This is a genomic window from Ochrobactrum sp. EDr1-4 (assembly GCF_049199085.1).
In the GTDB taxonomy this organism is placed as follows: Bacteria; Pseudomonadota; Alphaproteobacteria; order Rhizobiales; family Rhizobiaceae; genus Brucella.
Map to the genome: position 1 here is coordinate 535,061 of NZ_JBLZOF010000002.1, position 11,816 is coordinate 546,876.

Sequence of the window (11,816 nt, forward strand, 5' to 3'; positions counted from 1 at the left end):
GATCAACTCGCCATATAGCTTGGTTGGCATTTATCGCGAGAGCGACTTAGCATTCAAAGCTGAAGAAAAAAACCAAATTCGACAAAAATTGACGGATTGACGTCGTATTTGGACAAACATTCCTACTTCACAGAATATGGGCCAACAAAACGCCTACGCGATGGCCATTCTTAAAATAATCTTAGCTCAAACCATATATAAGAAGTCGCAAATCTCAATCGCCCAAATTGGGCAGGAAAAATTGTAACTGCGACTCTTACATTTTCAAATGCTCAGCCTGTCAAAACTCTGTTTGAGCAATCGTGTTCCGACCGCTTTTCTTGCTTGCATATAATTGCTGGTCTGCATGCTGGAGCCAAAGATACCCACCCATGTCACTTCGGGTTCGGGCAGATGCAATCCCGATACTGAGCGTCACACTTTTACTGACTGTAGAACCAGTATGCGGAATATTCAGAGATTGAATCTGAAACTGAATTTCACGCGCCGTTGCCAGCGCACTCTCCGGATTGGCCTCTGGCAAAACACATGCGAACTCTTCGCCGCCATAGCGCGCTGTCATGCCTGAAACTTTGTGAACCGCACGTGTGAGCGCTGCTGCCACCATGGAGATACAGCGGTCCCCTTCCGGATGACCATATGTGTCATTGAATAACTTAAAGAAGTCGATATCCAGCATGATAACGGAGAGCCACGCACCTGTCGGACCCAAACGAGATATTTCTGCCGTAAGTATAGATTCCAGCTGACGACGATTGCTGAGCCCGGTCAGCGCATCAGTCACGGCCATTTGAGCAAGCTGATCACGCAGGCGTTTAAGTTCAATGTGGTTTGAGACACGAGCATTAAGAACGATAGGATTTATTGGCTTGGTTACATAATCAATTGCACCAAGCGACAAACCACGAACTTCGGCCTCCTGATCATCAAGTCCTGTCGTGAATATTACGGGCACATCGGCCAACAGCCTATCGCTTTTGAGGCGCGAACAAACTTCGTATCCATCAAGGCCCGGCATCATGACATCGAGCAGAATTAAATCCGGCAACACCGAACGTGCCACCTCTAGAGCCTGTTCTCCTGAAGTCGCAAAAGATATTTCATAATGATCTTCCAGCACCGCGTTCATGATCTCGATATTTGATACTTCATCATCAACGATCAGAATTGTTGCGCGATCTGACATCTGGCTTACTCCGGTAGTTCTGCAACGTACTCATCAAGAGAATTACTCTGTTTTTGATGAGCAAGTGCATTTAGAAATGGCTTAGTTTTTTTTCATGAGGCGAAATCGGCTGCGTTATCCGACGCTTATACTTTCACGGGATGGATAATTCGACATCACATTTTTAAGCCTCACGTTGTGTTGAACTTGGACTATCATCAACGAAAACTTCATCCAATCTCTGAAGTGCCGTATCATAGTCGAGTTTATCGAGCGCAGCCTTAGCTGCATGGAGAGCTTCTGCTTTCTCTCCTTCATAAATGGGCGATCCGACCAGCTGCAGCAATGCATCAAAACTGGCACGCGCGCGCATGCTACGGCGTTTGAGGTTCTCTCTAAGGGTAGAGACTGCCAATTTTATATCTTCAGATTGAGCACTACCTTCCGCCTGTTGCACAGGTTCTGCTCCAGTATTTATTAAGCTTGATGCAGCCTTCAACGCCGGCTTCATTGCAGAATTGAGCGCAGACAGCGTAGATTGAAGTCCGACGAGCTGTTCATTAGCGATCGCCAATTCCACTTCAGCCGAAATACGCGCTATATCTGGAAGTTCGAGAGAAGAGGCGACTCCCTTCAATGTATGAGCGAGACGACGGGCAGAAGTTAAGTCGCCTTTGGCAATCTGATCCATCAGTGTTTGGATAACGTTTTCGAAATCATCATGGAAACTTATGATCAGTCGGCGCAACAATGCCCGCTTTCCGTTCACACGAACGAGTGCCCTCGTGAGGTCGAAAGGTTCCAGGCTCTCCGGCAACTCGGAATAATCAACGCTTATCTTTTTGTCTTGCGGACGACTTACATCAGCTTCAGCACGGCGCGGCTTCATCCAGCGCTCGAGTGTACCGATTAATACACTTGGATCGATTGGCTTCGCGATATGATCATTCATGCCCGCTTCCGCACATCGACGACGTTCTTCTTCGTAGGCATGCGCGGTTAAAGCGATAATGGGCAACGCCTCAGCGCTCCATTCACGACGAATATGTCTTGTCGCTTCAAGACCATCCATTTCAGGCATCTGCACATCCATCAGGATGGCCGAATAAGCGCCTTTTAATCGTGCAACACTTTCACAGGCTATTCGTCCGTTCTCAGCTATATCGACATCCAGGCCCGCATCATCAAGCAACTGATAAGCAATCTCACGATTGATTGCATTATCTTCAACCAAAAGCACACGCGCGCCTCTCAAAGGCTCGGCAATCAGCTCAGAATCTCTGGTTGCTTCGGCGTTGGTGTTTTCGATGGGGAATAGCGTGTTAAGTGTCTGCAAGATTTGCTGCGCTTCTATAGGCTTGGGCAAATATGCTGCAATACCCGCACGCGAGGCCTGAGTTTTAAACTCATCACTTCCATATGCGGTAATCAGAATTATTTCCGGCAACTTTGCCAGTTTTGCGCTGGCATAGAGGCGACCGACTGTTTCAAGCCCATCCATGCCTGGCATTTTCCAGTCAATTAAGAGCGCGTCGTAAGCTTGGCCACGTTCGAGCGCAGTTTCCAACGCACTGATAACCTCTGTACCAGAAGCAACCAGATCGACGGCAATCGACCAGTCAGCGAAAATACCTTGCAAAATTTCACGCGAAGCAGGGTTATCGTCAGCGACCAGTACTCGAAGCTTCTGAATATGCGGCTGCGGCCTTTCAACGATTGAATATGCACGGTCTACCTTCGCCAGCATCGCCGTCACAGTGAAAACGCTGCCTCTTCCTGGCGTGCTGAAGACCGTGATGTCACCGCCCATTTGAACAGCGATCTGCTTACTGATGACCAGTCCTAATCCTGTGCCGCCAAAGCGGCGCGTGGTAGAACTATCGGCCTGAGAGAACGAGTTAAATAGCTTTGATTGTTGCTCCGGCGTCATCCCGATACCAGTATCGGCAACTGTGACCTGCAACTTGTAGCCACTTGTCTCGGTCACAGTTCCGCTGACGCGCAGCGTTACAGAACCATTCTCACTGAATTTAATTGCATTGCTCAGAAGATTGAGGAGAATCTGTCCCAGACGCATCTCATCGCCAACAAGACGATCGGGTACATCTTGATCAATATGAAGATTCACATCGACATTTTTAGTCCGTGCATCTGCACCGGTGATTTGTAATTTGCGGTCGAAAAGCGCACGCAACTCAAACGGCCGGTTTTCAAATGTCAGCTTACCAGCGTCGTTCTTAGAAAAATCCAGAATATCATTGATAAGACGGAGCAATGATCCGCTGGCCGTGTTAATTTTGGAAAGATAATCGCGCTGCCGTTCCGTCATGTCCGTACGCGACATCAAGTGGCAGAATCCAAGAATTGCATTGAGTGGCGTGCGAATTTCATGGCTCATATTGGCAAGGAACATGCCCTTTGCCTTGTAAGCTTGCTCCACCTCGGTAGAGCGCACTTCAATCTCGGCATTCTTGACCATGATTTCGTCGCGCATGTTGCTAATGCTGTTGACGCACGCGACAAGCATATCGGAAAACCAAACCAAAACGGCAGCTTCAAGCGCTACAATAACGGCGTGAATCATCACGCGGCGAAGATCGCCTCCGGTTGGAAAAACCAAGAATGGCAGGAAATAATCAAGAGCTAAATGGTGGAACGCAACAGCTATTGCAGCAATGATGGTCGCTCTGCGATCACACCAGCCAATGGTTAGCGCAAGCATGGCAAAAAAGTACATATGCATGTCCATTTGCCATATGTGGCCACGCAATAAGTAAAGCAAAACAGCCGGTTCAGCGACAAGCGCGACAGCAGAAAGAAAACGGGTTTCAGGCGCTATATCAGCGCGCAACCACATTAAATTATATGCGAGCGCAAGAACCCCTGCAGCCAGAGCTCCGCCTATCACGGAATTCCCGTTCGCGTAGGCGATAGCTGCAAAAAGTGGAACATGCAGCCAGAAAAACACAACCAAAAAACGCGCAAAACGTCTGCGAATATCATCAAGTTCGATAATCATGATGGATTAAGCCTCTGGGACTTTGAGATCAAAACAGCTTGCAAGTTGGGATGGCTCAAAAACGAGCCACGCACCGGCACTATATAACGCCGAAACAGCATCGGAACGCGGAGCATTCACAACCAGAACATTCGTGCGCTCATTGAAGGAAATTACGTCCGCTCCGGTTTTATTTACCAAAGCAACGACTTCAGAAGCATCAGCCCAAGGGTTCAACATAACTGCAAAGTTATTGCTTTCCCCTTGTGGTAAAATCATTGCATAGGCAAGCGCTCCTAGCCCCAACACAAATAAGGCAAGGGCGGGCAAAAGCTCTCTCATACGCCACTGGCTTTGTACCAAAGGGGAACCCATCTGCATGCATCCGCAAATTAAAACGCGCTTCTCGTAAGAGTGTTTATTATATAAAAATCAGCATGTCTCGCAGTAAGTGCTAATTTAAGATTGCAATTTTCACTTAAACCACAACCTTAATAGCAAAGCGGTATAAACTGCCGTTTTTGTAATACTCAGTTCGTTTAAACTGTAATGACTTTATCCATAAACCATTTCAATTTTCCGGCGACGGCAGCATCGAGCATCAACAAATACGGTCATTGATTGAACACAAATTTTCTCTGCAACCAAAGCCCGCGGAACTAGCTAGCATTGGCTGCATATTCCCGCAAATGATTGAAAAGGCGTTTTGAATAACCAGGCAATTGCGCTTCATTTCGTGTGCATAGATAAAGCTCGCGGTCGGCCCAGCTTTCATTAATGTCTGTGATACTCAGCGCCATATAGCTTCCATAACGCAATGCAGCACTTTGCGGAACAACTGCGATACCGGCACCGCCTTCGACCATGCGGCAGATGGCTTCAAAATTTTCCGCACGCATTCGGTAATCAACAGTACGACCAAGCTCATTGGCAAGCCGACCCAGAAACTGCATGAGTGCTGTCTGCTTCGGCAGGCCAATCAGCTTGAAATCGAGAATTCTGGAATAGTTCACCTGCAACGCTGAAAGCGGATGTTCAGGCGGTGTAACCAAAACTAGCTTGTCTGGCACAAACCGCCATTGTTCCAATCCGCTCATATCAGCAGACGATGCGACAATTCCGATATCTGCTTCGCCATTCCTTAATAGACTCACCACTTCCAGACTGGGCTTGTCTTCAACGCTCACGGTGACATCGGGATGGGCTGCAAGAAATGTCCCCAGTGCATGCGGCAAATGTTCCGCTAACATATTCGTGTTCGACAGCAATCGCACATGTCCACCACGGCCATCAGCAAAATCATCAAGTGCAGTCTGCGCGCGTCGTGCATCGTCAATCAACTTGCGTGCATTTCGCGCAAACATTTCACCCGCCAGCGTTGGGCGAATGCCACGTCCGGTTCTATCGAACAGTTTGAGATTAAAGGATTCTTCCAGTTTCTTGAGGCGCGCACTGACCGCTGCGACCACGATATTATTCTGATTTGCCGCAGCCGTCAGGCTTCCGCCTTCAATGGCGGATACGAAGATACGCAGATCAATCAGATCGAATTTCATGTGTTGCACTTTCACAAATGATGAAATCAGATTTTAGCAAAGACTGATTTTCATATCCAGTCACTTAGAGCTATTCCAAAAACCAAGTCGCGTAACAGCTTATATCCAATTCTTTGAATCGATGATGAGAATAGGAATATCCAAGAAAATCATATTCTTGGATTGCTATGCTTGTTTCGTTTCGGGCAGAGATAGAAGGCTACTTTCTATATGAAAGTCGCCTGCGCTTTGCATTGAATATTCATGCTTCATGAAAGCTCGATCAAAATGTCGCAATCAGGCAGCTTTAAGCAATACCCCGTTGCACCCCGTCCTTCATGGAAAGCACTTATTGGCGCAACAGCCGTTTCCATCGTGGCGCTAGGATCAACCGCCATGGCCGATGAACCATCTGCAGAGTTGATTGCCAAGGGGCGTTATATCGCTACCGCGTCCGATTGTGCTGCGTGTCATACGGCACCACACGGCGGGACACCTTTTGCGGGTGGCTATGGAATCTCATCGCCGCTTGGTACTATTTTCTCAACAAACATCACGCCATCAAAGGCTGATGGCATCGGCAACTACTCGGAAGAAGAATTTGCGCATGCCGTTCGTGACGGTGTCGCGAAAGACGGCTCGCATCTATATCCGGCAATGCCCTACACGGCTTATGCAAAGATGACCGATGAGGACGTGAGAGCGCTTTATGCCTATTTCATGCATGAGGTGAAGCCGGTCGATCATCAGCCGCAGAAGACAGAACTGCCGTTTCCGTTCAGCGTCCGGACCTCGATGGCTGCGTGGAATCTGCTTTTCCTTGATAAGACTCGCTTCACGCCGGATGCTAGTAAATCCACAGAGTGGAATCGCGGCGCCTATTTGTCAGAAGCGCTGGCTCATTGCAGCACCTGTCACACGCCCCGCAACGATCTGATGGCCGAGCAGAGCAGCAAAGCACTGTCGGGCGGTTCGCTGGGTTCGTGGTATGCGCCGAACATCACATCCGATCCGGTCAGTGGGATTGGTGACTGGTCGCAGGAAGAACTTGTGCAATATCTGCGCACAGGACACGTCGCAGGCAAGGCGCAGGCCGCAGGCCCTATGGCAGAAGCGATTGAGCATAGCCTCCAACATTTGACGGATGACGATCTCAACGCAATAGCGGTTTACGTGAAGGACGTGGCTCCGATTTCGTCGGGTGACAAAACCCCACGTGACAAATTTGGCAAGCCATCGGTCACGGAATATGCGCTGCGCGGACTTCCGGGTGAAGTACCGAACGAAAGTGGCTTTCGTATTTTCAGTGGTGTTTGTGCCAATTGCCATCAGATGGATGGCGAAGGCAACAAGCACTATCCGTCGTTGTTCCACAACACGGTGACGGGTGCTGATCGCTCAGACAATCTGCTTTCGGCAATCGTATTTGGCGTCAATCGTACGGTTGATGGCCACACCGCTTATATGCCGGGCTTCGGGCCAGATGCCTTCTACACCGATCGCCTTTCCGATCAGGATGTTGCCGATGTCAGCAATTATGTGTTGGCGCAATACGGCAATCCGGATGTCAAAGTGACGCCCGCCGATGTGAAGCTGATCCGCGAAGGTGGACCAAAGCCGCTGATTGCCGAGCTTGCACCCTTCGCAGCACCGGCAATGGTGGTCGGCATCCTGATCCTGATTGCGCTGATTGTCTGGCTGGTTCGCCGCCGTAAGCGGGCAGCCCACGCCTGATCATTTCTTTCACAATTGCATTGCGCACTCCCGCAGGAGACCAATAATGCCAATCGATAATTTTTCTGACACCGTTTTCGGTCGTCATATTTCCCGCCGATCCGTGTTGCGAGGCTCCGTTGCAATGGTGGCGCTGGCGGCAATCGGTGCTCTTGCCGGACCTTTGCCAGCATCGGCTGCCGACGAGGCGCAGCAGGATTTCATGCAGCTTTCCACTTTTCTGACCGGCCACGATCTCGATCCGGTGCTGGGCAGCCGCTATTTCGCAGCCTTGCAGAAACGCAATCCCGACCTCGTCGCACAAATGAATGCGCTCAGTTCAGCTATCAAGCAGAGCAATGCTGCCAATATGGATGCATTTCTGGAGCTCCCTTCCATTGATCCGAAGCTGATGGAAACCGCGACTAAGATTGTATCCGCCTGGTATCTCGGCGTGGTCGGCGAGCCGGAAGATGCAGAGCTGATCGCATATGGAGAAGCGCTGATGTACCGCCCGACACGCGGCATTCTGGCGATCCCGACCTATGGACCCGGCCCAGATGCCTGGGGTCCGAAACCTGACACCAAGATTTGACAGGAAGAGAACAATGGCAAACGACGCATATGATGCGGACCTGATCGTTATCGGTTCGGGCGTAATGGGCGGTATCATTGCCAACAGCCTCGCAAAGGCTGGCAAGAAAGTGATCGTGCTCGAAGCAGGCCCGCGTGTAGATCGCCGCGATATTGTCGAGACTTTCCGCAACGCGCCTGTGAAACTTTCACTCGCCAACGCAAAATTGCAGGGTGCAGGTTCACCGTTCCCAAGCTTGCCGCATGCACCATCCACCTATGGCGATTATCTCCAGCAAGTTGGCCCGGTTAAGTACAACACGTCGTACTTGCGTGTGGTCGGCGGTACGACATGGCACTTTGGCTCGTCGCTGTGGCGTATGATTCCTAATGACTTCCGTTTGAAGTCGCTTTATGGCCACGGTCGTGACTGGCCAATCAGCTATGATGAGCTTGAACCATTCTATGCACGCGCTGAAGAAGAACTCGGTGTGAGCGGTGTCGATGGCCAGGATGAAAGCGGGCATGGCGGTGCTGCCTATCCACCGCGTTCGATCCCGTATCCAATGCGTGGCCTTAAGCCTAGCTATATGTTCAACCAGCTTTCTGAGAAGCTCTCAAAAGGTGGTTTCAATCCGATCCTTGAGCCAAATGGCCGTGCAACGCGCCCTTATGGCAAGCGTCCGGCCTGTGGTGGCAACAACAACTGCAACCCGGTCTGTCCGATTGCTGCTAAATATGACGGTTCGATGCATATCGATGAAGCCGAACGCCATGGCGCGATCATTCAGGACAACTCGGTTGTCTGCAAAATTGATGCCGATGACACCGGCAAGATTACCGCAATCTGGTATAAGCGCCCGGATGGTTCAGAGCATAAGCTCACCGCACGTTATTTCGTGATGGCTGCTTATGGTATTGAATCGCCAAAGATTATGCTTTTGTCGAAGTCTGATCGCTTCCCGAATGGTATTGCCAACTCATCCGATCAAGTTGGCCGTAACCTGATGGATCATACCGGCATCAGCATGAATGTGATGGCGAAAGAAGATTTCTGGCCGGGCGAAGGTCCAACCCAGCTTCTCGTTTATCTCAACCAGCGCGATGGCGAGTTCCGCAAGGATTACCCAAGCTACAAGATCAAGGTTCGTAATACCGTTCCGACGGGGCAGACGACGTCGAGTCTTCTGAAGAAGGGTGTTCTGGGTTCAAAACTGGACGCTGAAATTCGTCGTCAGTCGGCACGGTCGCTCAACTGGGCAGTTGATTTTGAAACGCTGCCATTGGCTGAAAACCGCGTCCTCCCAAGCACGGACAAGGTCGATGCGCTGGGCATTCCGGTCCCGTCGATTTATTACAGCGTGACCGACTATTGGAATGCAGGTCGCGACCGCGCATTGCAGGACTTCGACCAGATCGCCAAGCTTCTCGATGGCGAAATTCTGAGTACCGATGTCAAATGGCAGAACCGCCAGCACATTATGGGAACAACGATTATGGGCGACGATCCGAAGAACTCGGTCGTTGATCGCGATTGCCGCACGCATGATCACCGCAATATGTTCATTGCGGGCACCAGCGTTATGCCTTCATCGTCCTGTGTGAACCCAACGCTGACAGGTGCAGCTTTGAGCGTGCGAATTGCGGATACGTTGATCAAAGAGATTTAATGAAATGCATAGGGGTGACATTGGCCTGAATAAGGAACGTGGTTATCCCTATGCAAACAATCGATAGCGAAAAGCACTCTCTTTCAAAGGGTGATGACCATTCTTTACTGTTTATCCGGTGCTGCGACTAAGTTGCAAAAGTCGAGATCAGCATGATATTCGTCAAGCTATAAAAGCCATGAGCTTGAACTGGCGTGATAGCTAGAGCATTTCTGAATCAAGTTGGACCAGATGAAATGCTCTAGCCTTTTTTACGCACATTTTGTTCCGAAAACCAGTTCCCACTTTTCGGGATGTGCTCTACACCACTCCATCGACAATAATTTGCATTTTTCCCTGACTACAAGTCTCAATTCGCGCTTCAATGCCGTAGACACCAGCCAGCATATCTGAGGTGACGACAGCTTTTGGTGTTCCATAAGCATAAAGTCCACCATCCTTCAGAACTGCGATCGAATCCGCATAGCGTAAAGCAAGTGAAACATCGTGCAGCACTGCCACGACGATAGCGCCTTTCATACGCACGAGGCGTGCCGCAGACTGCATCACAAACACCTGATGCTTAAGATCAAGCGCACTGGTTGGTTCGTCGAGCAACAACACCTCAGGTTTGCGAACTATTGCCTGCGCAAGCGCCACAATTTGCCGCTGTCCTCCTGATAGCTCGTGAAGATTGCGCAAGGCCAGATCTGCGGCGCCCAAATCATCAAGTGTCTCATAGGCATTACTGATTGCTTCATCCCGCCCTTTACTGCCGCCAAAAGCACTCATGACAGCTTCAAGCGCTGGAAGGCCAATTGCCGGTGGCTGTGATTGCGGCATATAAGCAATCATCCGGGCGCGTTTTGCCCCCGGCACGGATGCCATGTCCACTCCATTAAGATAAATTTGTCCACGGAAAGAACCAATGCCTGCGATTGCCTTGAGCAGCGTCGATTTACCAGCAGCATTCGGGCCGAGCACCGCAACGAATTGGCCGGGGTTAACTGGCCCCATTGAGAGTGAATGGATAATTTCTTTACGCCCATATCGAACCGACAAGTCCGAAATCAACAGGCCTTTCTCGTCTGCCTTCATCGACCCGACCTGCCTCTGAAAATCAGCATAATAAATACCGGCACACCAACAAGCGCTGTCACGATGCCGACAGGTACAATCAGGCCGGGCAGCACTGTCTTGCTCGCTATGGACGACAAAGAAAGTAACAATGCCCCCACCAGACCACTTGCGGGCAGTGCATAACGCTGATCTTCACCTACGAGTAGTCGCGCAATGTGAGGTCCGACCAGCCCGATAAAGCCGATCGTTCCAACGAATGCTACAGCCATGGCCGACAAGACACTGATCCGTAGCAACGCAAAATAGCGCAGCCTTTTCACATCTATACCGAAACTAATGGCGCGTTCCTCGCCCATGCGCAGCGCTGTCATCTTGCCAGATGAGGCAAAAGACAGCGGCATCACGACGGCGAGCGCTATCGCCAGAACAAGCACTTTCTCCCAATCTGCACGCGCTAGACTGCCAACAGACCAGAAAACCAGCTGTTGGAGCACATCTTCCGTCGCTATCAACTGAAATAAAAGAACGACTGCATTACAGCTGAACACCAGAGCAATGCCGAGCAAAACGGTTGTTTCCATGCTGGTTCCACGCAATCGCGCCAATGCATCAATGAGTAAGACCGAACCAAATGCAAAAACAAACGCCGCCGCCGATACCAGCCAATTATAGGGCAACCACGCAACTGACAGACCAAAGACAATAACGGTCGACGCACCCAGCGCCGCAGCAGATGCAACGCCTAATGTGAAAGGACTTGCAAGCGGATTATTAAGCACGACCTGCATTTCAGCACCAGCCAGCGATAATGCAGCCCCAACAAGCAGTGCCATCAGCGAGAACGGCAAGCGCACATTCCATATAATAACTCGATCCGTCGGAGATAAATCCGACGGATGCAACAAGCCATGCAAGAAACTTTGCACCGTCATGCCAGATGAACCTGTAACGATATCATAGCAAAACGAGACGATCAGAAGGGCAAGCAGTCCCGAAATAATGGCTAACCGTCGCTTGCGGAGGTTTCCATAGCGTAATTTCAGCGCATTAAAACCAGAATCCGCATTCGTTTCGATAATCGTTTTCATATCCGAAGACATATT

9 protein-coding genes are annotated in these 11,816 nt (G+C 50.2%); 3 read left to right on the forward strand and 6 right to left on the reverse strand.

Going from position 1 to position 11,816, the window contains the following annotated elements; genetic code table 11:
* Positions 1-280 precede the first annotated feature (280 nt).
* From ACOZHT_RS08975 to ACOZHT_RS08990, 4 genes are all read right to left on the reverse strand, one after another.
* Positions 281-1,186 (reverse strand): diguanylate cyclase, encoded by a 906-nt coding sequence (locus tag ACOZHT_RS08975; protein WP_339510155.1) that lies wholly within the window; start codon positions 1,184-1,186, stop codon positions 281-283.
* A gap of 163 nt (positions 1,187-1,349) precedes the next feature.
* Positions 1,350-4,184, reverse strand: coding sequence for a response regulator (locus ACOZHT_RS08980; RefSeq protein WP_339510157.1), 2,835 nt, complete (start codon positions 4,182-4,184; stop codon positions 1,350-1,352).
* Positions 4,185-4,190: 6 nt separating this feature from the next.
* Positions 4,191-4,538 carry a hypothetical protein gene (locus ACOZHT_RS08985; RefSeq protein WP_339510160.1) on the reverse strand — a complete coding sequence of 116 codons (348 nt, stop codon included), beginning with the start codon at positions 4,536-4,538 and terminating at the stop codon, positions 4,191-4,193.
* Positions 4,539-4,822: 284 nt separating this feature from the next.
* Positions 4,823-5,719: a LysR family transcriptional regulator gene (locus ACOZHT_RS08990; RefSeq protein ID WP_339510162.1), complete on the reverse strand. Its 897-nt coding sequence runs from the start codon at positions 5,717-5,719 to the stop codon at positions 4,823-4,825.
* A gap of 243 nt (positions 5,720-5,962) precedes the next feature.
* Between ACOZHT_RS08990 and ACOZHT_RS08995 the strand changes: the two genes are divergently transcribed.
* The 3 genes from ACOZHT_RS08995 to ACOZHT_RS09005 are packed head-to-tail and all read left to right on the forward strand — an operon-like array spanning position 5,963 to position 9,654.
* Positions 5,963-7,432 carry a c-type cytochrome gene (locus tag ACOZHT_RS08995; RefSeq protein ID WP_339510165.1) on the forward strand — a complete coding sequence of 490 codons (1,470 nt, stop codon included), beginning with the start codon at positions 5,963-5,965 and terminating at the stop codon, positions 7,430-7,432.
* Positions 7,433-7,478: 46 nt separating this feature from the next.
* On the forward strand, positions 7,479-8,006 hold the full coding sequence (locus tag ACOZHT_RS09000) for a sorbitol dehydrogenase family protein (RefSeq protein WP_421565625.1): 528 nt from the start codon (positions 7,479-7,481) through the stop codon (positions 8,004-8,006).
* 13 nt (positions 8,007-8,019) lie between these two features.
* On the forward strand, positions 8,020-9,654 hold the full coding sequence (locus ACOZHT_RS09005) for a GMC family oxidoreductase (RefSeq protein WP_339510170.1): 1,635 nt from the start codon (positions 8,020-8,022) through the stop codon (positions 9,652-9,654).
* 300 nt (positions 9,655-9,954) lie between these two features.
* On the opposite strand, the gene ACOZHT_RS09010 is transcribed toward ACOZHT_RS09005, so the two are convergent.
* Together ACOZHT_RS09010 and ACOZHT_RS09015 are read right to left on the reverse strand one after the other, a co-directional pair.
* Positions 9,955-10,731: an ABC transporter ATP-binding protein gene (locus ACOZHT_RS09010; protein ID WP_339510172.1), complete on the reverse strand. Its 777-nt coding sequence runs from the start codon at positions 10,729-10,731 to the stop codon at positions 9,955-9,957.
* Positions 10,728-11,813, reverse strand: coding sequence for an iron ABC transporter permease (locus ACOZHT_RS09015; RefSeq protein ID WP_339510174.1), 1,086 nt, complete (start codon positions 11,811-11,813; stop codon positions 10,728-10,730). Before ACOZHT_RS09015 ends, ACOZHT_RS09010 begins: the two co-directional genes overlap by 4 nt.
* Positions 11,814-11,816 lie beyond the last annotated feature (3 nt).